General features: G+C 69.2%; 24 protein-coding genes and 1 pseudogene. 13 read left to right on the top strand and 12 right to left on the bottom strand.

The features are described 5' to 3' along the window. Both ABD357_RS39435 and ABD357_RS39430 read right to left on the bottom strand, forming a co-directional pair. Positions 1-1036: AAA family ATPase (locus ABD357_RS39435; RefSeq protein ID WP_344396217.1), on the bottom strand; the 1036-nt coding region annotated here is incomplete at its 3' end. A gap of 174 nt (positions 1037-1210) precedes the next feature. After that, positions 1211-1846 carry a TetR/AcrR family transcriptional regulator gene (locus ABD357_RS39430; RefSeq protein WP_344396216.1) on the bottom strand — a complete coding sequence of 212 codons (636 nt, stop codon included), beginning with the start codon at positions 1844-1846 and terminating at the stop codon, positions 1211-1213. A gap of 245 nt (positions 1847-2091) precedes the next feature. On the opposite strand from ABD357_RS39430, the gene ABD357_RS39425 reads away from it, so the two are divergent. From ABD357_RS39425 to ABD357_RS39390, 8 genes are all read left to right on the top strand, one after another. Then, a complete protein-coding gene (locus tag ABD357_RS39425; protein ID WP_344396215.1) occupies positions 2092-2895 on the top strand; it encodes an SDR family NAD(P)-dependent oxidoreductase in 804 nt (267 codons plus the stop codon). Between the two features lie 51 nt (positions 2896-2946). Further along, entirely contained in the window at positions 2947-4068 is a 1122-nt protein-coding gene (locus ABD357_RS39420) for a DUF5938 domain-containing protein (RefSeq protein ID WP_344396214.1), read from the top strand. Positions 4069-4079: 11 nt separating this feature from the next. Beyond that, entirely contained in the window at positions 4080-5684 is a 1605-nt protein-coding gene (locus ABD357_RS39415; RefSeq protein WP_344396213.1) for an acyl-CoA synthetase, read from the top strand. Next, on the top strand, positions 5677-6873 hold the full coding sequence (locus ABD357_RS39410) for a lipid-transfer protein (protein WP_344396212.1): 1197 nt from the start codon (positions 5677-5679) through the stop codon (positions 6871-6873). The genes ABD357_RS39415 and ABD357_RS39410 overlap by 8 nt, the downstream gene beginning before the upstream one ends. A gap of 230 nt (positions 6874-7103) precedes the next feature. Further along, positions 7104-7754: a (2Fe-2S)-binding protein gene (locus tag ABD357_RS39405; protein WP_344396211.1), complete on the top strand. Its 651-nt coding sequence runs from the start codon at positions 7104-7106 to the stop codon at positions 7752-7754. A 12-nt stretch (positions 7755-7766) separates the two neighbouring features. After that, the gene (locus ABD357_RS39400; RefSeq protein WP_344396210.1) at positions 7767-8747 is read left to right on the top strand and encodes an FAD binding domain-containing protein; all 981 of its coding nucleotides are present in this window, start codon (positions 7767-7769) and stop codon (positions 8745-8747) included. Then, positions 8744-10945: a xanthine dehydrogenase family protein molybdopterin-binding subunit gene (locus tag ABD357_RS39395; RefSeq protein WP_344396208.1), complete on the top strand. Its 2202-nt coding sequence runs from the start codon at positions 8744-8746 to the stop codon at positions 10943-10945. The genes ABD357_RS39400 and ABD357_RS39395 overlap by 4 nt, the downstream gene beginning before the upstream one ends. Before the next feature lie 175 nt (positions 10946-11120). Then, complete coding sequence (locus ABD357_RS39390; RefSeq protein ID WP_344396207.1) at positions 11121-12296, top strand: XdhC family protein; 1176 nt, start codon at positions 11121-11123, stop codon at positions 12294-12296. Positions 12297-12301: 5 nt separating this feature from the next. On the opposite strand, the pseudogene ABD357_RS39385 reads toward ABD357_RS39390, so the two are convergent. Then, positions 12302-12510 (bottom strand): annotated as a pseudogene (locus ABD357_RS39385) (LacI family DNA-binding transcriptional regulator); the annotation flags it as partial. Positions 12511-12564: 54 nt separating this feature from the next. Further along, positions 12565-13032 (bottom strand): winged helix-turn-helix transcriptional regulator, encoded by a 468-nt coding sequence (locus ABD357_RS39380; RefSeq protein WP_344396206.1) that lies wholly within the window; start codon positions 13030-13032, stop codon positions 12565-12567. A 91-nt stretch (positions 13033-13123) separates the two neighbouring features. On the opposite strand from ABD357_RS39380, the gene ABD357_RS39375 reads away from it, so the two are divergent. From ABD357_RS39375 to ABD357_RS39365, 3 genes are all read left to right on the top strand, one after another. Continuing rightward, on the top strand, positions 13124-13624 hold the full coding sequence (locus ABD357_RS39375; RefSeq protein ID WP_344396204.1) for a PaaI family thioesterase: 501 nt from the start codon (positions 13124-13126) through the stop codon (positions 13622-13624). 18 nt (positions 13625-13642) lie between these two features. Next, positions 13643-14647: a class I SAM-dependent methyltransferase gene (locus ABD357_RS39370; RefSeq protein WP_344396203.1), complete on the top strand. Its 1005-nt coding sequence runs from the start codon at positions 13643-13645 to the stop codon at positions 14645-14647. A 202-nt stretch (positions 14648-14849) separates the two neighbouring features. Then, on the top strand, positions 14850-15587 hold the full coding sequence (locus tag ABD357_RS39365; RefSeq protein ID WP_344396202.1) for an amidohydrolase family protein: 738 nt from the start codon (positions 14850-14852) through the stop codon (positions 15585-15587). Between the two features lie 116 nt (positions 15588-15703). Here ABD357_RS39365 and ABD357_RS39360 read toward each other — a convergent pair whose 3' ends face one another. The 5 genes from ABD357_RS39360 to ABD357_RS39340 all read right to left on the bottom strand — a co-directional run bounded on the left by ABD357_RS39360 (position 15704) and on the right by ABD357_RS39340 (position 18600). Then, entirely contained in the window at positions 15704-15919 is a 216-nt protein-coding gene (locus ABD357_RS39360) for a DUF397 domain-containing protein (RefSeq protein WP_344396201.1), read from the bottom strand. Beyond that, on the bottom strand, positions 15906-16253 hold the full coding sequence (locus tag ABD357_RS39355) for a Fic/DOC family protein (RefSeq protein WP_344396199.1): 348 nt from the start codon (positions 16251-16253) through the stop codon (positions 15906-15908). Before ABD357_RS39355 ends, ABD357_RS39360 begins: the two co-directional genes overlap by 14 nt. Further along, positions 16250-16600, bottom strand: coding sequence for an antitoxin VbhA family protein (locus ABD357_RS39350; RefSeq protein ID WP_344396198.1), 351 nt, complete (start codon positions 16598-16600; stop codon positions 16250-16252). The genes ABD357_RS39355 and ABD357_RS39350 overlap by 4 nt, the downstream gene beginning before the upstream one ends. 98 nt (positions 16601-16698) lie before the next feature. After that, the gene (locus ABD357_RS39345) at positions 16699-16956 is read right to left on the bottom strand and encodes a hypothetical protein (RefSeq protein WP_344396197.1); all 258 of its coding nucleotides are present in this window, start codon (positions 16954-16956) and stop codon (positions 16699-16701) included. A 189-nt stretch (positions 16957-17145) separates the two neighbouring features. Further along, on the bottom strand, positions 17146-18600 hold the full coding sequence (locus ABD357_RS39340) for an alginate lyase family protein (protein WP_344396196.1): 1455 nt from the start codon (positions 18598-18600) through the stop codon (positions 17146-17148). A gap of 291 nt (positions 18601-18891) precedes the next feature. Here ABD357_RS39340 and ABD357_RS39335 point away from each other — a divergent pair, with 291 nt between their 5' ends. Together ABD357_RS39335 and ABD357_RS39330 are read left to right on the top strand one after the other, a co-directional pair. After that, on the top strand, positions 18892-20379 hold the full coding sequence (locus ABD357_RS39335; protein ID WP_344396195.1) for a family 43 glycosylhydrolase: 1488 nt from the start codon (positions 18892-18894) through the stop codon (positions 20377-20379). Between the two features lie 63 nt (positions 20380-20442). Continuing rightward, complete coding sequence (locus ABD357_RS39330; RefSeq protein ID WP_344396274.1) at positions 20443-21855, top strand: family 43 glycosylhydrolase; 1413 nt, start codon at positions 20443-20445, stop codon at positions 21853-21855. Positions 21856-21907: 52 nt separating this feature from the next. Here the strand turns inward: ABD357_RS39330 and ABD357_RS39325 are convergent, their stop codons facing one another. The 3 genes from ABD357_RS39325 to ABD357_RS39315 all read right to left on the bottom strand — a co-directional run bounded on the left by ABD357_RS39325 (position 21908) and on the right by ABD357_RS39315 (position 23998). Next, the gene (locus tag ABD357_RS39325; protein ID WP_344396194.1) at positions 21908-22558 is read right to left on the bottom strand and encodes a hypothetical protein; all 651 of its coding nucleotides are present in this window, start codon (positions 22556-22558) and stop codon (positions 21908-21910) included. 164 nt (positions 22559-22722) lie between these two features. Next, entirely contained in the window at positions 22723-23613 is an 891-nt protein-coding gene (locus tag ABD357_RS39320; RefSeq protein WP_344396193.1) for an LLM class F420-dependent oxidoreductase, read from the bottom strand. Positions 23614-23800: 187 nt separating this feature from the next. After that, positions 23801-23998 carry a YbdD/YjiX family protein gene (locus tag ABD357_RS39315; protein ID WP_344396273.1) on the bottom strand — a complete coding sequence of 66 codons (198 nt, stop codon included), beginning with the start codon at positions 23996-23998 and terminating at the stop codon, positions 23801-23803. Positions 23999-24005 lie beyond the last annotated feature (7 nt).

Genomic DNA, 24005 nt, shown 5'->3' with positions numbered 1-24005 from the left:
TGCGCCCTCGCTCGATCTCCGGGATCCCCTGCTCCAGGAAGGCGAGCCAGAAACGGAGGTAGGGATCGGCGACTCGGTAACGGCGGTCGCGGTCTCCGGGCTGGGTGGAGAGAGGGGTGTCTACGGCGACGAGTCGTTTGCCGGCGAGGGTGCGCAGGGCGGGGTTCAGCGAGCCGGGTGGGAGGGGGCGGTCGGCAGCCCCCGCTTTCGCGGCGATCGTCCCGAAGGTCCGCTCGCCGCTGCCGATCACGGAAAGCACGTGCCTGGCCTGGAGGGCAGTGGGGAACTCGGCGGCCAGTGCCCGCTCGGCCGAGACGAGGAGGGGCGAGGTGGGGTCGTCGAGTGCGCGAGCGAGGAAGTCGGTGCAGCTCTCGCCCTCCTGCCACTCCTGGCAGATGAGCGGGAGGCCGCCGGTGATCAGATGGGCGTCGAAGGCCTCCGCGGCCGGGAGCCCGGTCATCGCCATGACCTCGGCGGGCGAGAGGGGCGCCAGCACCATCTCGACCCCGCGCTGGTGGAAGGGGCGGCCATAGGCGGAGAGCTGCTCCATCATCGCCAGGTCACTGCCGATGAGGACGAGAAGCACGGGCTTGTGGCTCAGCACCCGGTCCCACACGGTCTGCAGGGTGCCCTCCAGGACCGGGTCGCCTTCGAGCATCCAGGGCAGCTCGTCCAGGACGACGACGCTGGGGGCGTCGTCCATGAGTACCGCCGCGAGCTGACGCAGGGCTGTGTCCCATTCGGTGACTGTCGTGACGCCGGTTAGGAGGGTGGTGTCCGGCAGTGAGGAGTCCCGGACCTCGGCGAGAAAGCGGGCCCGTTCCCGTTGGGCGTCCTCGCCGCGGGTGGCCTGGTGGACGACGTACGGCACCTTGGCGCGCTCACAGAAGAGGTCTACGAGCCGCGACTTCCCGACCCGGCGTCGGCCGCGGAGCAGCAGGGCCCGGCCGCGCTGATCGCCGCGACCCTCGCACACCCAGGCGAGGTGGCGGTTCAGCGCGGTCAGCTCGGAATTGCGGCCTACGAAGCCTGGCATGATTCACCTTTCGAGGTTGCTCGTGCCGAGCAAACTCAAGTGAGCCATAGTATGGAAAACATGAGCAACAGGATGATTGCTCTGAGTGACGCATGGGTGGGCCGGTGGGAAGCTGCCGCGAAGGCTTCGGACCGCCCCCGGTTCGAGGGCGCCGGGCTCACGCGCGCCTGGGGCTCACGCGTAGGTGACCAACCGCTCCAAGAGCTGTTCCACACCCGCCTGCAGATCGGACAGGGCACCGTCGTGACCGGTCAGGTGCCTGAGCAGTGCCTGCTGGAACAGCCCGTCAAAGAGTGCGTACGCCACCGCGGGGGAGGCTGCGGCGGGTGAGCCGGCGAGTTCCGCGTACTGGCTGACGATGCGCCAGATCATCTGTTCCAGGCTCTGGTCGATCTCGAGGACGTCGTCTCGGAACGACTCCTCGAACAAGGCCTGATTCCGCAGGTCGTACCACAGCCGGTGCATCGTCGCGTCCTCACGCAACGTGCCGGCCATCGCCGTGGCGAAGCCGTGCTTGAGTTCCTCGGCCGAGCCGGCGGTGATGACTATCTGGTCGTAGCGGGTGACGCACTCCGCCTTGTACTGCCGTACGCAGTAGGTGATCAGCTCCACCTTGTCGCGGAAGTAGTAGTGCAGGACGCCATGGGAGAACTCGGAGTTCTGGGCGATCTCGCGCAGACTCGTACGGGCATAGCCGAGCTCGGACAGGGTCCGCAGCGCGGACGCGGCGAGCTGTGCCCGCCGCTCGGCGAACTTGTCGACCTGCCGCCGGGAGATCCGTTCCTGGTTCTTGCCCACGACCTGGGTCACAGCATGTCTCCCCGCCTACGTCGGCCCTTCCGCTCGCCCGCACCGTGCGGGTCCCGCATCAGGTTATCGCGGCCCGTGACCCGCCCCGGCAAAAATCTTGACAACCGTCCAAGAAAGTCTTGACGACTGTCAAGAAGTGCCTACGCTGGCGTTGCGTCCCACGGTCCGGGCTGCCGGCCTGCGCCTCTGCGGCTGAGCGTGCGGCGCTGTCACGCAGTGCAGCCATCTCAATGAGGAGATGTTCCATGAGTGTGTACGACCTGACCGGACGCAAGGCCCTGGTGACGGGCGGTGCCCGCGGACTGGGTGCCGGGATGGCCGAGGCGCTTGCCCGCGCCGGCGCCGCCGTCGTCATCGGCGACATCCAGGACGAACTGGGCAAGGCGACGGCCGATGCGCTGAGGGAGTCCGGCGCCACCGCCGGGTTCGTCTCGCTCGACGTGACCGAGGACGCGAGCTGGGAATCGGCCGTCTCGCAGACGATCGCCGAGCTGGGCGGCCTGGACATCGTCGTCAACAACGCCGGAGTCGAGATCTCCGGTCTCGTCGTCGACCTCGACCCCGCCGACGTCCGCCGGATGCTGGAGGTGAACATCCTCGGGACGGCGCTCGGCGTCAAGCACGCGTTCCGCGCGATGCGCCCCGACGGGCCGGCCGGCAGTGGCGGTGCGGTCGTCAACATCTCGTCGGTCGCGGCCACCATCCCGTTCCCCGGCATCGCGGGCTACGCCGCGACGAAGTCGGCGGTCGACCGGCTCACCCGGGTGGCCGCGCTGGAATCCGGAAAGCTCGGCTACGGCGTACGCGTCAACTGCGTCTATCCCGGACTGGTACCGACCGAAATGGGCGCCAAGCTCGCGGCCGACATGGAAGCGCTCGGCCTCTGGCCCAGCGCGGAGGCGGCCGTCGGCGACGTCATCGGCCTCACCCCGCTCGGCCGGCTCGGCGAGGTCGCCGACATGGCCGACGCGGTGGTCTTCCTCGCCTCCGACGGCGCCCGCTTCATCACCGGCGCCGGCCTGCCGGTCGACGGCGGCATGGGCATGTGACGGGCCCCTCGGCTCCTCTGGCCCCTCCCTCCTCCGAAAGGACGCATGACCATGAGCAATGACAAGCCCGTCGTCGTCTACGGCGCCTCCGGCTACACCGGCCGCCTCGTCTGCGAGTACCTCCGCGAGTACAACGTCCCCTTCATCGCCGCCGGACGCGACAAGGCGCGCATCCAGGAAGTCCTCGACAAGGTCCCCGGTATCGAGACCGTGGACCACGAGGTCGTCGAGGTCGAGCACGCGGTCGGACCGCTGACCGAGCTCTTCCGCGGCGCCAAGGTCGTGAGCAACATGGTCGGCCCGTTCATCAAGTACGGGCCGGAGGTCGTGGAGGCCGCGCTCGCGGCCGGCTGCCACTACATCGACACCACCGGGGAGCAGGACTGGGTCCTCGACGCTCAGGCACGGTGGGGCGACCAGTACGCCGAGAAGGGTCTCCTGCTCTCACCAGGCGTCGCGCAGATGTACACCACCGGGGAGATCGCGGCCAACATCTGCCTGGAGACCCCCGGACTGGACACCCTCGACATCCTCGTGCTGTGGAAGGGATTCCCGACGTACGCCTCGACGCAGACGATCTTCACCATCCTGAAGGCCGACTGGCACTACCTGGAGGAGAACCAGTACAAGAAGTGGGACCCGCTCACCGCCGTCGAAGTCGCCGTCCCCGGACAGCATGAAACGGCGCTGGCCTTGCCGTGGGGCGGCACCAGCCACCCCGTGTGGTTCAAGAACGACCCGAGGGTGGCGACCTGCAGGGTGCTCGGCGGGGTCACGGACCGCACCGTCATGCAGGGCGTCGCCGACACGGTGAAGATGGTCGAGTCGCAGATCAAGACCCTGCCGGCCGACCAGCAGGACACCGCCCTCGCCGAGGTGGCCGCCTCCGTCCAGGCCGGCTTGCCGCCCCGCGAGAACCCGCGTATCAACACCTCGGTGGACTCCGTCCACGCCTCGGGCCCGCTGGGCCGCGCCCACTGCGTGATCCACGGCAACAGCAACTACAAGCAGACCGGGCTGCTCCAGGCGTACGCCGCGTACTCACTGCTGCAGCAGCCGCCCCGGCGCGCCGGCCTGGCCTCGGCCTGCCAGGCCTTCGGTCACCGTGAACTGCTCGGCGTACTCAAGAGTTTCGGGCTCGTACTCGACCCGGTACTCACCGTCCACAGCTGAAGGGTGCTGCCGTGCGTCTGACCGACTACCTCGACAAGGGCGCCTCCCTGGGCCCCGGAGCGCCCTGCCTCACCACAGGGGACCGCACCCTCACCTATGGCGAGGTCCAGGAACTGTCCTGGCGGGTGACCCGAGCCCTGGACCGGTCAGGCGTACGGCCGGGGGACAAGGTGGCAGTCCTGTCCGCCAACGATTCCACCGCCTTTTCCTGCGTCTTCGGCATCTCCCGGGCGGGCGCCGTGTGGTGCCCGGTCAACCCCCGCAACGAAGCCGCCGAGAACCGGGAGTTGCTGGACCTCTTCGACTGCACCTGCCTGATCTTCCAGGAGGCGTACGCCCCCCTGGTCGCGAAGATCCTCCCGGACCTGCCGAAGTTGACCACGCTGGTCTGCCTAGACGGATCCGCGGACGGATCCGCGGACGGGTCCCCGGATGGGTCCCCGGATGGGTCCCCGGACGGATCCCCGGCCCTGGCCACGCCCTTCGCCCGCTGGCTGGAGGACGTGCCCGCCGAGCCGTGGGAGGCATCGCCGGCCGACGACACCGTCATGCTCGTGGGCACAGGCGGCACCACCGGCAGCCCCAAAGGCGTCATGCTCACCGACCGGAACATCGAGACGATGTCGGCGCTGACCCTGATGAGCTACCCCTTCGGCACCCGCCCGGTCTACCTGGCACTTGCCCCGCTGACCCATGCGGCCGGGGTGCTGTGCTTCCCCGTCATGACCCTCGGCGGCGAGATCGTCATCATGCCGGCCCCCGACCTCACCGACTTCCTCGCGCAGATCGAACGCCACCGCGTCACCCACACGTTCCTGCCCCCGACCCTGATCTACATGCTCCTCGGCCACCCCGACCTGGCGTCCACCGACCTGACGTCGCTGCGCTGCCTCTGGTACGGCGCGGCCCCCATGTCGGCGGCCCGGCTGGCGGAGGCCATCGACCGGATCGGCCCGGTGATGGCACAGCTCTTCGGCCAGTCCGAGGCGCCGATGATGATCTCGACGATGGCGCCCGAGGACCACTTCCACGCCGACGGCTCGCTCGCCGTCGAGCGCTTCACCTCCGCCGGGCGCCCTGCCCCGCTGGTGACCGTCGCCATCATGGACAGCGCGGGCCGACTGCTGCCGCCCGGCGAGCGCGGCGAGATCGTGGTGCGCGGCTCCCTGGTGATGGCGGGCTACTACAAGAACCCGTCGGCCACCGAGGAGGCCTCCCGGCACGGCTGGCACCACACCGGGGACATCGGCTACCTCGACGCCGACAACTACCTCTTCATCGTCGACCGCGCGAAGGACATGATCATCAGCGGCGGCTTCAACGTCTACTCCGCCGAAGTCGAGCAGGCGGTGATGGAGCACCCGGCCGTCCAGGACTGCGCGGTCGTAGGACTACCGGACGACAAGTGGGGGGAGCGGGTGACGGCGGTCGTGCAGCTCCACCCTCAACAGAGCGTCACCGACGGCGAGATGCGCGCCTTCGTGAAGGCCCGCATCGGCGGCGTCAAGGCCCCCAAGCAGGTCGAGGTGTGGTCGGACCTCCCCCGGTCGAAGGTCGGCAAGGTCCTCAAAGGCGACGTCAGATCCCGCTTGCTGCACAGGGGTTCGCATGGCTGACAAGGTGCGGGTGGCCGGGGTCGGCATGATCCCGTTCAGCAAGCCCGGCAGAAGCGAGAGTTACCCCGTCATGGCCGAGCATGCCGCCCGGGCAGCGCTGGACGACGCCGGGATTCCGTACGAAGCCGTACAGCAGGCCTACGCCGGATACGTCTACGGGGACTCCACAGCCGGCCAGTCCGCGCTCTACTCCCTCGGCCTGTCCGGAATCCCCGTCGTGAACGTGAACAACAACTGCGCCACCGGATCCTCCGCCCTCTGGCTCGCCCGTCAGGCCGTCGCCTCCGGCGCCGCCGACTGCGTGCTGGCCGTCGGCTTCGAGCAGATGCGTCCCGGTGCCCTGGGCCGCATCTGGGACGACCGTCCCGACCCCCTGCACCGCTTCCTCGACCGCATGACCGAACTGCAGGGCTTCGACGACGGGATACCGGTCGCCGCCCAGCTCTTCGGAGGCGCCGGTATCGCCTACGCCGACACCTACGGCACCAGTCCCGCCACCTTCGCCAAGATCGCGGTCAAGGCCCGCCGCCACGCGGCAGGCAATCCGTACGCGGTCTTCCGCACCCCCGTCACCGAGGACGAGGTCCTCGCCTCGCCGCACATCTACGGGCCCCTGACCCGGCTGCAGTGCTGCCCGCCCACCTGCGGGGCCGCGGCAGCCGTGCTCTGCAGTCGGGACTTCGCCCGCCGGCACGGCGTGCGAAGTCCCGTCGTCATACGCGCCCAGGCCATGACCAGCGATTCGCCGACCAGCTTCGGTACCTCCGGCTCGACGGACATGATGCGGGTGGTCGGCTACGACATGACCCGCGAGGCCGCCCGGCAGGTGTACGAAGCCGGCGGCTGCGGGCCGGAGGACATCGGCGTCGTCGAGCTGCACGACTGCTTCACGGCCAACGAGCTGATCACGTACGAAGCCCTCGGCCTCACCCCAGAGGGCACCGGTGAGAAGTTCGTCCTCGACGGCGACAACACCTACGGCGGCCAGGTGGTCGTCAACCCCTCCGGAGGCCTGCTCTCCAAGGGACATCCCCTGGGCGCGACCGGCCTCGCCCAGTGCGCCGAACTCGTCTGGCAGCTGCGCGGCCAAGCCGGCTCCCGCCAGGTCGAGGACGCGACGACGGCGCTCCAGCACAACATAGGCCTGGGCGGGGCATGTGTAGTCACTCTCTATGAGAAAGACCAATGACCACCCCCCTACGAGAAGCCCACTGTCGCTCAAGTAGGGCAAGCAGCCTGCGAGTTGGATGGGGGGAGAAAACTTTCCCTGTTACGGACGCGATGGTGATGGCAGGCTTCCGGTTGACCGGACGCGGCCTCCAGGGCGCGCGGTTGTAAAGGTCCTGCGGCGATGACGATCTCGCCTCTCGCCGTACCGCTCTGTGCGGCTGATTCCGACCGTGAAGCGAAGGCGTAAGCATGCCCATTGATGAACTCCCTGAGTCTGTCCCACCCCCCACAGGGGCCGGCGAGTCCCTGTCGGCGCCCACTCGGCGTACCTTCATCGCCACCAGTACCGTGGCCGGCGGAGCCGTCGTCGCGGGGGGTGTGATCGGAGGATCCTCTCTTGGCGGCCCGGAGGAGGCGGCCGGCGCCGAGGCGGCGCCTTCCAGCCGTGTTTCCCTGACGGTCAACGGCAGCCGGCGGACGGTGACGGTCGACAACCGGACGTCGCTGCTGGATCTGCTGCGTGAGCAACTCGGACTGACCGGTTCCAAGAAGGGTTGCAACGCCGGGGCCTGCGGTGCGTGCACGGTCCTGGTCGACGGGCGTCGGGTCAACTCCTGCCTGACGCTGACGGTACGGCTGGAGGGTGCCGAGGTCAGCACGATCGAGGGCCTGGCAGACGGCGACGAACTGCACCCGCTGCAGCAGGCGTTCATGGACGAGGACGCCTTCCAGTGCGGCTACTGCACCCCCGGCCAGATCATGTCCGGAGTGGGCTGCATCAAGGAGGGGCACACCGGTTCGCCGGAGGAGATCCGGGAGTGGATGAGCGGCAACATCTGCCGCTGCGGCTGCTACGTGAAAATCGTGCGGGCGGTCGAGCAGACCGCCGGCCGGAAGTGAGGAGCCGCAAACATGCATCCCTTCTCCTTCACCAAGGCCACGAACACCCGTGAGGCCCTCAACGCGGGCCGCCGAGGCGGCCGTTACATCGCCGGCGGCACCACCCTCATCGACCTGATGCGCGAGACCGTCGAGCGTCCCGAGACCCTGGTCGACATCAGTGACCTGCCGATGCGCGAGGTCGGAGTCACCGAGCGCGGCGGGCTGCGCATCGGCGCCCTGGTGCGCATGGGCGAGACCGCCGCCCACCCCAAGGTGCGCTCCCTGTTCCCGGTCGTCTCCGAGGCCCTGGAGCTGAGCGCGTCCGCCCAGCTGCGGAACATGGCGACCATCGGCGGCAACATCATGCAGCGCACCAGGTGCACGTACTTCCGTGACGTGACCGCCGACTGCAACAAGCGCGAGCCGGGATCCGGTTGTGCTGCCCTGCACGGCTTCAACCGCATGCACGCGATCCTCGGCGCCTCCGAGTCCTGCGTGGCCACCCACCCCTCCGACGTCGCCGTGGCCTTCGCCGCCCTGGAGGCGACCGTGCACCTGCTCGGCCCGGACGGGGAGCGCAGGGTGCCTTTCGCCGGCTTCCTGCTGCGGCCCGGCAACTCGCCCAACCGCGAACACGCCATTCGCCAGGGCGAGTTGATCACGGCGGTGGAGGTTCCCGCCCTTCCGCGTCCGCTGAAGTCCGGCTATCTGAAGGTGCGCGACCGTCAGTCGTACGAGTTCGCCCTGACCTCGGCGGCCGTCGCGCTGCACGTGCGCGGCGGGGTGATCCGCGAGGCCAAGGTCGCCGCCGGGGGAGTGGGCACCGTGCCGTGGAAGCTGCCCGCCGTCGAGCGAGCCCTCATCGGCGAACGCCCCTCGGACGCCCTGTGGACAGCCGCCGCAGAGCAGGCGGCGGAGGGGGCCCGCCCACTGGAGGGCAACCGCTTCAAGGTCGAACTGCTCAAACGGACCGTCGCACGTCAGCTGCGCATCGTAGGAGGTACAAGGTGAGCCCCCAGCCGCAGGCAGCCGTGGGTGCGCCGCTGTCCCGGGTGGACGGGCGGCTGAAGGTCACGGGCGAGGCGCAGTATGCCGCCGAGTTCGACATAGACGGGGTGGTGCACGCGGTCATTGTCGACGCGAGCATCGGGCGCGGCCGTATCACCGGCGTCGACACGGGCGCCGCCGAAGCCGTCCCGGGCGTACTGCGGGTGATCCACAATGGCAACGCGCCGACGCTGCCGTACCGCGACAACCCCATGTCGCCCACGTCGAACAATCCCCCCGGCCGCAGGTTGCGGGTCTTCCAGGACGACCGGGTGCTCTTCCACGGTCAGCCGGTCGCCGTCGTGGTGGCCACCACCCTGGAGTCTGCGCAGCACGGCGCGAGCCTGGTGAAGGTCGAGTACGACGTCGAGCGGCCCACGACGGACCTCGCCGACGGCGAGCCGGGTGAGCCGGACAACTACACACGCGGTGACGCGGCAGCCGGGCTGCGCGACGCGGACGTGCGGCTGGACGCGACGTATCGCCTGGCGCGTGAGCACCACAATCCTATGGAGCCGCACGCCACGATCGCCCGCTGGGACGGCAACCGGCTCACCGTGTGGGACAAAACGCAGTGGGTACTGGGCACGCAGACCGAACTCTCCACGGTGTTCGATGTGCCGTTGGACGCCGTGCGGGTCGTCAATCCCTTCGTCGGGGGCGGCTTCGGCAGCGGGCTGCGCGGCTGGCCGCACACCGTGGTCGCCGCGCTGGCCGCCCGCGAGACCGGCCGTCCGGTCAAGCTGGTCCTGACCCGCAAGCAGATGTACTTCGGCACCGGTTTCCGGCCTGCCTACGAGTACCGGATGCGTGTCGGCAGCGACCGGCGCGGCCGCCTGGTCGCCACGGACCAAAGGATCGACTCGGAGACCTCGTCGTACGAGACGTTCACCGAAGCCGTCATGACGCCCGGGCAGATGCTCTACATCACGCCCGACGTCCGCCAGGCCTATCGGACGGTGCCGCTGGACGTGAACAGCCCGATCTGGATGCGCGGACCCGGCGCCGCCACGGGGGTCTTCGCCGTCGAGTCCGCCATGGACGAACTCGCCCACGAGCTCGGCATCGACCCGGTCGAGCTGCGCCGGCGCAACGAGCCGGCCGATGACCCGTCGAACAACCTGCCCTTCTCCACGCGCCGGCTGCGCGAGTGCTACACGGTCGGCGCCCGCGAGTTCGGCTGGGACCGGCGCACCCCGAAGCCGCGGTCGACGCGTGACGGCGACTGGCTGATCGGCCTGGGCATGGCCTCGGGCGTGTACCACACGGCGGTCGCCCCGGCCGACTCCCGGGGCCGCCTGAACGCCGACGGCACGGCGGTGATCGAGTCCGCCACCAGCGACATGGGCCCGGGCACGTACACCTCCCAGACCCAGGTAGCCGCTGACGCGCTGGGGCTGGCCGTGCGCGCGGTCGACTACCGGCTCGGCGACTCCCGCTACCCGCGGACCCCGCCGCACGGCGGTTCACAGACGATGGCGAGCGTCGGCTCCGCCACCCTCGACGTCTGCAACAAGCTCCGGCGGCAGGCGATCCAACTGGCCGTCGAGGACGAGAAATCGCCGCTGCACGGGGTGTCGGCCGACGACATCGTGGTCCAGGGCGGCCGACTGCACGTGCAGGGGAATCCGGCGCGCGGCGAGTCGTACCAGCGGCTGCTGACCCGCAACGACCGCACCCGCCTGGAAGCGGACACCTCCTTTTCCCCGCCGAGGGGCGAGCGGTTCTCCATCAGCGGCTACAGCGCGACCTTCACCGAGGTGGCGGTGGACGCGACGCTGGGCCTGGTGCGGGTGCGGCGGATGCTCTCCGTGTACGACGCGGGCCGCATCATCAGCCCCAAGCTGGCGGACAGCCAGGCGATCGGCGGCATGGTGGGCGGCATCGGGGCGGCCCTGCTCGAGCACACGGTGACCGATCACCGCGACGGCCGGATCGTCAACGCCAACCTCGCCGACTACCTGGTCCCGGTCAACGCCGACATCCCCGACCTCAGGGCGATCTACCTCGACGGGGAGGACTACGAGGCCGACCCGCTCGGCGTGAAGGGCCTTGCCGAGCTCGTGATCTGCGGCGTGGCGCCCGCCATCGCCAACGCGGTCTTCAACGCCACCGGCCGCCGGGTCCGCGAACTGCCCATAACGGCCGAGGCGTTGCTCTGACGCCCCGCGCTCCGGTCGGGGGGCGGCTCACCGACCGGAGTGCACACCGCTTTTTCCGTCCGGCAGCTGACCCCCGTTTCCCCCTGCCGGACCTTCCAGGGCCGCCGCCGCGTAGAGCGATCTCCGGCGGCGTGGCGGCGGCCCGCCCCCACCCCTTTGCACGAAGGACCTGTTCATGCTGAACATCGCGGACACACTGCACCGTTGGTGCTGCGAAGCCCGCCCCTTCGCCCTGGCCACCGTCGTCGACGTGCACGGCAGCGCACCCCTGCCGACCGGGACCTCGGTCGCGGTGGACGCGGACGGCAACGCGGTCGGCAGCATCTCCGGCGGCTGCGTCGAGGGTGCCGTGTACGAGCTGTGCCGTCAGGTGCTCAAGGACGGGGGTGCCCCTCAGCGCGCCTGGTTCGGCTACTCCGACGACGACGCCTTCGCCGTCGGGCTCACCTGCGGCGGCGAACTCGACGTATTCGTACAGCGCGTCGACCGGTCCGACGGACCACATCTCGCGGCTGCCCTGGGCGAGGTCGTTGAGGGCCGGCCCGCAGCCGTGGCACAGGTCGTCGACGGCCCTGACGACCTTCTCGGCGCCACCCTGAGCGTCCTCGCCGACGGCAGCATGACCTACGGCACCCTGGACGACGGGTCGGCGGACCGGCTGGTGACGGACGAAGCCCGGGCCCTACTGCGCGCGGGCCGCACCGCCCGGGTCGCGGTCGGCGGGAACGGGGACGGCTGCCCCGAACCGCTGACCGTCCTCGTTCACGTCCACGCGTCCCGCCCCCGCATGCTGGTCTTCGGCGCGGTCGACTTCGCCGCCGCCCTAAGCCAGGCCGGGGCCTTTCTGGGCTACCGGGTCACCGTGTGCGACGCCCGGCCCGTCTTCGCCACCGCGGCCCGCTTCCCGTACGCGGACCAGGTCGTCGTCGACTGGCCTCACCGCTATCTGGAGCGCACGTCCGTGGGCCCCCGTACCGCCATCTGCGTCCTCACCCACGACGCCAAGTTCGACATCCCCCTGCTGCGCCTTGCCCTCGGCGTCCCGGTCGGCTACATCGGCGCGATGGGATCCCGGCGCACCCACGACGAACGCCTATGCCTCCTGCGAGAGGCGGGCGTGACCGAGGAACAGCTGACCCGCCTGCACTCCCCGATCGGCCTCGACCTCGGTGCCCGTACACCCGAGGAGACGGCTGTCTCCATCACCGCGGAGATCGTCGCCGCAGGCAACCAGAGAACCGGCCTGCCCTTGTCCGGCCTGTCGGGCCCGATCCACCGGGACCAGACGCTCGTACCCCGGTCCACCGCACAGCCCATCAGCCCATTGGCTGCTATCGGCCGTGGTCGCTGAGGGCAGAGGAGGCCGACAGTGCGGCCGCGCATGCCCCGGGCGGCGGCGTGCGGGCGGTAGCCCAGCTCGGACATGGCCGTCTGCACCCGCTCACGCATCGCGGGCTCGCCCCATAGGCGTTGCGCAGCACCTTCGACACCGCTGAGGTGGACACGCCCGCACTGCGCGCGACGTCGGCGATGGTGACCCTCTTCGAGCCGCCTGCCGATTGCACTGGTGCGCACCTCCGTTGTCATGCACTGCTCTGCCCATCCAGACCACACGACCATCAGGACCTGAGGCGGGCACCAGGTCCCAGCTGGGCAGTCACTTCCCCAGGGGTGAGGGCGGAGTGCTCCGCGGAGCACTCGACGACGACGCGGACCGGGGCGTCGCAGTCGGTGTGGCGAACGTCCAGTACGGGGCCTTCGGGGCCGAGGGCGTACGTCTCGCCCCACTGGCTCAGCGCCATCAGGACGGGCCACAGGTCCCAGCCCTTGCGGGTCAGGCGGTACTCGTTGCGGGAGCGGCTGCCGGGCTCCTGGTAGGGGACGGTCTTCAGGATGCCGGCCGAGGTCAGCTTTCGGAGGCGGTCGCTGAGGACGGCTTCCGACAGGCCGATGTGGCGGTGGAAGTCGTCGAAGCGGCGGACGCCGTTGACGGCGTCACGCAGGATCAGCAGCGTCCATTTCTCTCCGACCACGTCGAGCGTGCGCTGGACGGGGCAGTTCTCCGTGCTCGCCTCAAGCCACTCCATTCCGCCATCGTACGGGCCTGGCTTCGCCATTGACAGTCAGATGGGCAGAGGTTAGCTTCACTTGCAAAAGTCAGAGGGGAAGGCCTCGGTCGTGGGACGAACACGTACGTACAACTGGGAAGATCCCGCGATCTCGGCGGAGGCCGCCGGGCGCATGGCCGGCATCGACTTCCTGCGCGAGCTGCATGCGGGGCGGCTGCCGGGGCCACCCATCAACTACACCATCGACTTCGCCCTGGACGAGGTGGAGCCCGGCAGGGCGGTCTTCTCCCTGACGCCGGGGGAGGAGCACTACAACCCGATCGGCAGCGTGCACGGCGGCATCTTCGCCACCCTGCTCGACTCGGCGGCGGGCTGCGCCGTCCAGTCCACCCTCCCGCAGGGCATGGCGTACACCTCACTCGATCTGACGGTGAAGTTCCTGCGGCGGATCACGGTGGAGACGGGCACGGTGCGCGCCATCGGCACGGTCGTCAGCAAGGGCCGCCAAACCGCCCTCGCTCAGGCGCAGTTGGTCGACGCGGCGGACCGTCTGCTCGCCCATGCCACCAGTAGCTGCATGCTTTTTCCGGTGCCTCCCGCAAGGCCGTGAGTCAGCCGTTCACGGGGTGTGACCGGCGCGGCGGAGAACAGGGCGCAGGACCTCGATGACGCCGGGGTCGTCCACCGCGGAGGGGATGGGTTCATCGTGGCCGTCGGCGATGCCGCGCACGTCTTGCGCAGGATCTTTGTTCCTCGTCGCGTGCGGGATACGACGGAACGAGGGCAGTACCAATCCCGGATTGCTGCGGCCACCGGAGGAGGCGTCGTGCTGCGGATCACCGCCGCTGCGCGCTCCTCCCGGTGCCAGCGGGAGGCGCGCATACTGCGTGGCATGGCGACTTACAACAGCATCGGTGCGACCTACGCTTACACCCGACGGCCGGACCCCCGAATCGCCGCCAAGATCCATCAGGCCCTGGGTGGTGCTGCCACCGTGATCAACGTGGGAGCCGGCACCGGCTCCTACGAGCCGCCACAAACGGTGCTGGCTGTTGAACCCAGCGCAGTGATGATCGCCCAGCGTCCGGCCGGATCCGCGCGGGCTCTGGAAGCATCCGCGGAGTCGATCCCTCTCGCCGATGACTCGGCCGATGCGGTGATGGCCCTTCTGACCGTGCACCACTGGAGCGACCTGGAAGCCGGCATCGGGGAACTCCGTCGCGTCGCCCGGCAACGGATCGTCATCTTCACCTTCGACCACGACATCAGCCGCAGGTTCTGGCTGCTGGACGAGTACCTGCCCGAGGCAGCCGCGTTCGACGACACACGAGCCGTCGGCCTCAACCGCCTGGTCACGCTGTTGGGAGGCGCCCGCGTCGAGACCGTCCCCATCCCGCACGACTGCACCGACGGATTCCTCGCCGCATTCTGGCGCCGACCCGATGCGTACCTCGATCCGGAAGTCCGGGCGGGTATCTCGATGTTCGCCCAGACCTGCGACGACGTCATCCAGCCAGGCTTGGCCCGGCTGTCCGACGACTTGTCTTCCGGCCGGTGGCACCAACGCCATGCCGACCTGCTCGACCGCGAAGCTCTCGATGCCGGCTACCGGCTTGTCGTAGCCGACCTGTAAGCCAGGCGCGCCTTTTGACTGCACACTCAAACGATGGCTGTGGGCAATGCACACCGGCTACGGTCGCTGTAAGCGATCGCTTAGCGACTTCGGTGCAGGACAACCGATGGCGCCAGCAGAGGCAGGGAACTTGATGCCAGTCATCGATGCGTGGATGCAGCACCCAACGCTCCGTCACTCCAACCACGAGATGTTTGAGTCATTGCGTCGATGGACTGGCCAGGGGCTGCTGAAGGAGCCGTTGCCGGTCAAGACCACACTGGCCGCGATGGCCGCAGGTGGGGTCGAGATTGGGCTGTCAGCGGCCTGGTACGGGCCGCAAGGGCCGCTGATCAGCAACGACGAAGTGGCCGAGTTCGTCGCCCAGTCCGACGGACGGCTGCGGGGGGTGGCCGGCGCGGACCTCACGCGGCCGATTCATGCCGTGCGGGAACTGCGCCGGGCTGTGCAGGAACTCGGCTTCGTTGCCCTGCGGGTCGTGCCCTGGCTGTGGCAGCTCCCGCCCACCGACCGGTTGTACTACCCGCTGTACGCAGCTTGCGTCGACCTCGGCATCCCCTTCTGCACACAGGTCGGGCACACCGGCCCGCTGCGCCCGTCCGAGACCGGCCGTCCCATCCCCTACATCGACCAAGTCGCGCTTGACTTCCCCGAGCTGACCATCGTGTGCGGACACATTGGCTACCCGTGGACCACCGAGATGATTGCGGTGGCCGACAAGCACGCCAATGTCTACATCGACACCAGCGCCTACACCGTCCGCCGCTATCCACGCGAGTTGGTCGACTACCTGCGCGGCCGGGGCCGCAGGAAGGTGCTGTTCGGCACCAACTACCCCATGATCACCCCTGGCCAAGCGCTGGAACACCTCGGTGAGCTGGGCCTGGATGAGGAGGCCACCGAGCTGTTCCTGTCCGGCAACGCCCGACGACTCTTCTGACTGAGCGGTGAGCCCTGCTTCCCCAAGGAGGGCGGGCTCCGTGCTGCTGCAGGACGGGAGAGCCCCGCCGGTCCGAACGTACGTGGACCGACGGGGCTCTCGCGATCGTACGAGCGTCAGGCGCCCGGTCCTGACGAGGCCAACCCGACGAGCCCCGCCCAGGCCTCGCGCGACACCGATACGACGGGCCCGGCGGCGGCCTTGGAGTCCCGGACGTGCACAGCAGCCGTACTGGCCGCGACCTCTACACACTCGCCGCCCTCGGCTCCGCTGTAGCTGCTCTTGAACCAGACGCGGCCGGATGCGACGGTCGAGGACTCAGCGTTGTTCATGGCGATCCCAGCAACCCTTCGACGAGTTCCAGTGACTCTCGCGGAGTGAGAGCCTGTGATCGGAGGCGGGCAGGTGTTGGAGCGGGCAGAACGGGGTGCGCTTGGCTATGTCCACCGTGCGCAGTTCGCCCGCCCAGTCGTACAGATCGCTGAAGATCGAGGCGTGGAAACGACGTAGGTGGGCCAAGTCGAAGTCCCCTGGCGGAGGGTGCTCATCGACCTGGAGAATCCGGGCACGTGTGATATCGGCCTCGGCGGTGGCGAGGGTGGCGGCATCGGTGATGCCGAGACGGTTCCGCAGGACGCCGTTCGGCTGGACGTACGGGTCGTTCATCCAGCTTCCTGGTGAGACTCGGGACGATGGCGGGCCAGGGCGCGGGCAGCCATCTCCTCGGCCGACAGAGTGCCGCGCACGTAGGCCTCGGCGTCCTGGTCGGAGGCAGGGGTCGGCCGGAGGCCCTCGGCGGCGAGGGAGCCCGTGGCGGATTCGGCTGCCTCCCGGCGAGAGGCGCGGCCCGTCAGGTTCTCGTATGCCTCGATCGAGAGCAGCACACCTTGCGCCTTGCGATGAGCGCCGATCAATACCGGCTCCGCCTCCGGGCCGGCCTCGGACAGTTCGGTCAGTATCCGCGACAGTCCACTGCGGGCATCGCTCACTGTGACGATCTCAGGTACTCGCATGACAGGATTCTACCCCGAAATCGAGTCAGGATTCTGTACAGGTTCCTGGTAGATTGTTGGGCGCGGCATCTACCTCCTGGCTCGTGACCAGGGGTGGGCTACAGCCCCGCCGCCGCACCATGCAGGTTCTTCGCTGCCAGCGCCAGCCCCTCCGTCTGCGAGTACGCCGCGTCCTCGTGCTCGATGTTGACCGCCATGTCAGGGTCGATCTCGGCGAGGGCGCGCAGGAACTCGGTCCAGTAGGGGACGTCGTTGCCGAGGCCGACCGCGACGAACTTCCACGCGGGGTTCTCCGGCCAGGCGTTGCACCAGAAGCCGTAGCCCGTGGGCACCTTGCCGGGCGCGTCCGCGGGCACGCGCGTGAACGACGTGTCCAGTACGCGGCCTTGGGGAGTCCGGTGCGTACCACGCCCCTTCAGGGACGCGGGGCTGTGACATGTGCGGCTCCGCCGTGATGGGGTCCCCCCGCTCGAGCGCAGCCGAGAGTGGGGGAGTGACCAGCCACAACGAACCCGCAGTTTCGAACCGGCCTTCCAGCGGAGCGCTCAGGCGTCGCGGTTCGCGCGGGCGCGGCGCCGCAGGAGGAGCAGGCCGCCCGCGACGGCGGTGAGGCCGGTGGCGGCGGTCCAGGCCGGGAGGTCCGAGGAGCCGGTGGCGGCGAGGTCGCCGTCCCTGCCGCCCTGAGGGCTGGACGAGGGGGAGGGTGTGGCGGGCGCGGCACCGGAGCCGGAGCCGGACGCGGGGGAAGGCGACGCCGGCGGGGAGGCGGGGGCCTCCGGCTTGGTGGAGCGGTCTCGGGTGAACGCCAGGGTGCCGAAGCCCAGTTGGTCGTAGCCGCCGCTGTTGGGGCCGTAGTCGCCGCCACCGCCCTCGGGCCTGATGCGGGCCACCATGTCGGCGGTGTTCGGCATGGCCATGCCGCGCCTGTTGGCGTAGTGGTGGTAGACCTGCTCCCAGACCGGGCGCTCATGGCCACGGCCGCCTTCGGAGATGACGGTCTGCTTCGTTTCCACGCAGTGCGCGCCGTTTTTCCAGATGTTGGTGGTGTACGGCACGTCGTGGCCGAGGTTGTACCGGGCGACGTACTCGCACGCCTTGCGGAACTTGGAGTCGTCCGCGGCGTAGAGGTCGACGCCCTGGTTCCAGGCCATCTCGCAGATGGTGCCCATCAGGCCGATGCCCATCAGGCTGTGGGCCTGGTCGCGCCCGCTCTCCTGCCACTGGGCCAGGCCCACGTCGTCGTAGACGTAGGGGATCGCGTTGGCCAGCGAGCCGTTGCCCGCGCCGTTGTGGAAGTAGTCCACCGTCTCGTTGAACTTGGCCCGGTCGTCGCAGAGGATCCCGATGGCCATGATCGAGGCCATGGAGCACAGGTCCCAGTTCGCCCAGTAGTGGTTGATGCACTTGGTGTCGCGGTTCAGAAAGTCGTGGTTCGTCGGATAGAAGTACTTGACCAGCATGTCCTGGAAACGGGCCAGGTCGAAGCCGGGGTAGCCGCGCATGATCTCGCCGGCGTTGGCGAACTGGTACCCGTAGATGCCCGCCAGGAGCACGACTTCGGAGCCTCCGCCGATGGACTGCAGCGTCCCCGACCAGGCGTTGCAGATGTCCCGCGCGGTGTCGGCGTGTGCGGTGTCGCCGGTGATCTTCCAGCGCAGCGCGTTCTGGTACGCGGCGTGGATGTCGCGGTAGAGGATCCCGTAGTTCTGGGCACCATCCCCTCCCCGGATCACGGTCGCCTGCGGGTTGGGCAGCCATGTGCTCTGCGAGTGGCGGTTGGCGGTGAGCTTGGCGAAACCCGCCGTGTAGGGGGCTGCGCCCGCCTTCACCTTGGCGGCCATGCGGTCGAGGTCGGCTCGGGTGTGCAGCAGTCCGGGGTGCGCGAACGCCGTGCCTGCCGCTGACGCGGAGGTCGCGGGGACGGCGGCGCCGATGGCTGCCGCGCCCGCGGCCGTACCGGCGATCTTCAGCATGCTCCGGCGGTTGATCTCTGCTTTCACGGCTTCGGTCCTCAGGGGTGGGGTGCGTGCCGATGCGTAGGCGTACGGACAGGAGACGGGCGGGGCCGCGGGCGATAACAAAAAAAGTGACCCTCACATCCCAGAGAGCGGTCACGCCCCGGAAAGCCGTCATGCTCCTGAAAACTGATCGAAACCAAACCCGTCGCATCCATTGACGCTCCGTCCGCCCCACCTTTACCTTCTGGTCGAAGTTACGCACAGTGTTCGCGATCTCGAACGCACTGTCGTCCGGGCTGACGCCCAACCTGCCGCCCCCAGAAGGGACTTACCGTGTTCCGCACACGCCACTGGTTCATCATCGGGGCGGCGCTACTGGCCCTGTTGGGATCGCTCGTCACCGCTCAGCCCGGGGCCGCCGCCGAAGGCCGGCCGTACACCAACCCCGTCAAGGCGCAGAAAGGCGCCGACCCCTGGCTGGAGTACTACAACGGCAACTACTACCTGGTGACGACCTCGTTCACCGGTGAGCTGACCATGCGCAAGTCGCCGACGCTCGGCGGGCTGAACACCGCGCCCAGCGTGCAGGTGTGGTCGGACAGCAACAGCAGCCGCAACTGGAACATGTGGGCGCCGGAGATCCACTTCGTCAACGGCAAGTGGTACCTCTACTACTCCGCCGGGCCGCGCGACGTCGCCTGTTGCGACGACCAGCGCACCCACGTCCTGGAGAGCGCCGGGTCCGACCCGATGGGGCCGTACACCTACAAGAACACCCTCACCGGCTCCAACCTCACCCCGGGCGGCTGGCTCATCGACGCCAGCGTCCTGAGGCACAACAACAGGCTGTACCTGGTCGGCAGCGGCTTCGTCGGCGGCAGCAAGCAGAGCCTCGTCATCGCGCCGCTCACCAACCCGTACACGCTCGCCGGCAACAACTTCACGGTGATCTCCAGCCCGACGCTGAGCTGGGAGACCCAGGGCGGCACGGTCAACGAGGGCCCGGAGCCGCTCTACCGCAACGGACGAACCTTCCTCGTCTACTCCGCGAGCGCCTGCTGGGGCCCCGACTACAAGCTCGGCCAGCTGGAGCTGACCGGCTCCGACCCGCTCCTCGCCTCCTCCTGGACCAAGAAGCAGACACCGGTCTTCCAGCGCAACGACGCGAACGGGGTCTACGCGCCCGGCCACAACGGGTTCTTCACCTCGCCCGACGGCACGGAGAACTGGATCGTCTACCACGCCAACGACGCGGCGGGCGACGGCTGCGACAACGGCCGTACGACCCGCGCCCAGAAGTTCACCTGGAACGCCGACGGCACTCCGAACTTCGGCACCCCGGCCGCCCTCGGCGCGACGATGCCCGGCCCCTCCGGTGAGACGGCCACGACCCCGACCGCCTACACCATCGTCAACCGCAACAGCGGCAAGTGCCTCGACGTCAACGGCGGCAGCACCGCCGACGGCGCCAACATCTTCCAGTGGACCTGCAACGGCGGGGCCAACCAGAAGTGGCGCATCGAGGACCGCGCCGACGACACCAGCCGCCTCGTCAACGTCGCCACCGGCAAGGTCGCCGACATCGCCGACTGCGGCACCGCCGACGGCGCCGACGTCCGGCAGTGGTCCTGGCTGAACAACAACTGCCAGAAATTCCGCATGGTCTACCTCGGCGGTGACTACGTGCGGATCGTCAGCGCCGCCACCGGCAAGGTCATGGACGTCGCCAACTGCGGCACCGCCAACGGCACCGACGTACGCCAGTGGACCTGGCTCAACAACAACTGCCAGCAGTGGCGCCTCCAGCCCACCACCGCCTGACCACCGCCTGATCGGGAGACCCTCATGAGACGCAGAACCTTCCTTGCCGGGGCGGCCACCGCGATGGCCGCCGGGCCGGCCGTACTGGCCGCGGGCGGCCCCGCCCACGCCGCCGCCCCCGCCTCGCCCGCCGTGACCTTCACCAACCCGATCGCCCTGCAGCGCGCCGACCCGCACATCCACAAACACACCGACGGCTACTACTACTTCACCGCCACCGTGCCCGCGTACGACCGCATCGTGATGCGCCGGGCCACCACTCTCCAGGGCCTTTCCACCGCCCCGGAGACCACCATCTGGACCAAGCACTCGAGCGGTGAGATGGGCGCCCACATCTGGGCGCCGGAGATCCACTTCATCGACGGCAGGTGGTACGTCTACTTCGCCGCCGGTGCCTCCAACGACATCTGGAAGATCCGGCCGTACGTCCTGGAGAGCGGCTCCGCCAACCCGCTGACCGGGACGTGGACCGAGAAGGGGCGTATCGCCCTGCCGCTGGACACCTTCTCGCTCGACGCGACCACCTTCGTCGTCGGCGGCAGCCGCTATCTGAGCTGGGCGCAGAACGATCCGGCCGTGGGCAGCGGCACCAACCTCTATCTCGCGAAGCTGTCCAACCCGTGGACCATCTCCGGCACTCCGGTACGGATCTCCACGCCGACGCACGCCTGGGAGACGGTAGGCCACCGCGTCAACGAGGGCCCGGCCGTCATCCAGCGGGGCGGCAAGGTCTTCATGGCGTTCTCCGCCGCCGCCACCGACGCCAACTACTGCCTCGGTCTGCTGACCGCCTCCGCCTCGGCCGATCTGCTCAACCCGGCGTCCTGGGCGAAGAGTTCGCAGCCGGTCTTCAGGAGCAACGACGCCACCGGGCAGTACGGGCCGGGCCACAACACCTTCACCGTCTCCGAGGACGGCAAGTCGGACGTACTCGTCTACCACGACCGCAGCTACAAGGACATCAGCGGCGACCCGCTCAACGACCCCAACCGGCGCACCCGATACCAGAAGCTGTACTGGAACGCCGACGGCACACCCAACTTCGGCATCCCGGTCGCGGACGGTGTGACCCCGGTCCGCTTCTCCTCGTACAACTTCCCCGACCGCTTCATCCGCCACTGGGAGTACCGGGCGAAGCTCGAACCGAACGTCACCAACCTCGCCGACTCCCAGTTCCGCGTCGTCGCCGGCCTGTCCGGCAGCGGCACCGTCTCCCTGGAGTCGGCGAACTTCCCCGGCTATTACCTGCGCCACAAGAACTACGAGCTGTGGGTGGAGAAGAACGACGGCTCGGCCACCTTCAGGAACGACGCCACCTTCTCGCGGCGCGCGGGCCTCGCCGACTCCGCGAGCGGTGTCTCCTTCGAGTCGTACAACTTCCCGGGCCGCTACATCCGGCACTACGAGAACTTGATGTACATCCAGCCGGTGAGCACCACGCTCGACCGGCAGGACGCGACGTACTACTCGGAGTAGGCCGAGCCGAAGCAACCCCCACGGGATCCAGCCCCGCCCGGCCGTCCAGTACTCAAGAGCCGGGCGGGGCGAAGCCCGTCGTCGTGAAGGTCGTCTTGTCGCGGGACGTCGTGCCGTCGGTGATCCACCAGTGCGTGGGGTGCTGGCCGTAGAACCCGAACAGCGCGTCGGCCGCCCAGTTGAGGATCAGCTCGTCCTTGCCGTCGCCGTCGAAGTCGGCGGCTCCCGCGGGCCGGGCATGGCGCCACTTCGCCGGGATCTTCTTGCCGTCCACCTTCGCCGGTCCTTCGCGGAGGACCGGGGTGCGCTCGTCGCCGTCGATGAGCGTGGCGTTCTCGTACGTGGCGACGAGGATGCCGTCGCGGCCGTCGCCGTCGGGGTCGGCGGCAGCGAAGTCGCCGGGGCCGTAGATGGTCTTCCGGTCCTTGGGTGCCTCGGGCAGCCGGTGCGTGACCGGTGCGGCGCCGACCTGGACGGGAACCAGGAGATCGCGATACCCGTCGCCGTTGATGTCGTCGGGGTCCTTCGATCCCTTCCCCGGCGTCGGCGCCCGGCTCTCGGCAGGCGCGCCGGGGACCCGGGCGGTAGACGTCCCGCCGCCCGAGGGGGACGGCTCGCGGCCCGTTCCGTCGCTGCCGCATCCGGTGAGCGAGGCGAGCACGACGCCCGCGGCGACGGCTGACAAGGCGATACGAGGCTTCATGCGCCTCACCGTCACATCCCGTGCCGAGCCGGCTCCAGCGGATGCGGCGACCGTTGCCCAGTCGTCGCTCAGCCGTTCTGTGAACGGGACCACGGGACCACGGGACCACGGGACCACGGGACCACGGGACCACGCCCGACAGCCGGCCAGGCACCCCGTCGCCGTCAGGCCAACAGCCCGGCCAGGCGGCGCCATTCGGGGCGAGGAAGCCCTGACCGAGCCTGGTCGGTGACCAGTTGGAAGGCCACATGGTCGGCGCCGGCGGTGTAAAAGGCGTCGATCCGCTCGCGGATGCGATCGTCCTCGCCCCAGGCGAAGAGCGTGTCGATCAGTCGGTCACTGCCGCCGTCCGCGAAGTCGTCCTCGGTGAAGCCGAACCGCAGGAAGCTGTTGGTGTAGTTCGGCAGGGTGAGGTACATGGCGAGAGTGCCGCGGGCGAGCGAACGCGCGCGGTCCGGGTCCGTCTCCAGGACGACCTTCAACTCCGGTGCGAGCAGCGGGCCTTCGCCCAGGATCTCGCGGGCGTCCGCGGTGTGCTCGGGAGTGACCAGGTACGGGTGCGAACCGGCGGCGCGATCGCGGGACAGCTTCAGCATCTTGGGGCCGAGGGCGGCCAGGACCCGGCGCTCGGCGGGCACTCCGGCGCCGTCCAAGGCGTCCAGGTAGCCGACCATGGACGCATACGGGCGCCGGTACTGGTCCGCCAGCTTGGCGTGACTCACCCCGAGGCCCAGCAGGAACCTGCCGGGATGAGCCGCGTCCAGCTCGGCGAAACGCGCGGCGGTGTCGGCGGCCTCGTACTGCCAGATGCTCTGGATGCCGGTCGCCACGGTCAGCCGCGAGGTCGCCTCGATGAGCGGCGCGGCGTGCTGCACCGCGCTGTTGCCGCCCAACCAGACGGCGCCGAAGCCGAGTTGTTCGAGCTCGGCGGCGGACTCGGCAAGCTCGCCCCGCTGTGCCGGATCCTCCGAACGCAGCCCGACACTCCAAATGCCGTACCGTCCGACTGCCTCCTTGGGTGAATTGCGAACCCCAGTCGTGACGTCGTCCGTCATCGGCTCCGACTCCTTCCGAAGGCTGTGCACTGTCGTACGAACCTGTCGCAGCAGCCCCAACCGGCGGCTCCTTCTGGATATTCCGTTGATCGGAAGCGTGCGCGGTGCGTTGCACGTGATGCGCGGGGCGGGCTCGCGTCAGGGCTGATGGCGTGCCCGCCCCGCGGTCTGTGGTGCGTACCGTGCGTCAGCAGCAGCGGCTCTGCGGATGGTTCTCCCGGTGGTGCGTCCGCAGGACCTCGTACTCCCGCCGGCTGGGCAGCGGAGCGCCCGGGTGGCGGCGTCGGTGGTGCGCGCAGTAGCGGTCGTACTCCGCCTCGCCGGTCAGCTCGCGCAGATACCAGCGGACCCAGCGCACGCCCCTGGTCCAGTGCCGGACGTTCATGGACGGC

Origin of the sequence: Streptomyces vastus (assembly GCF_039532825.1) — a bacterium.
GTDB lineage: Bacteria > Actinomycetota > Actinomycetes > Streptomycetales > Streptomycetaceae > Streptomyces > Streptomyces vastus.
This window is presented reverse-complemented; position numbering and strand designations above follow the sequence as displayed.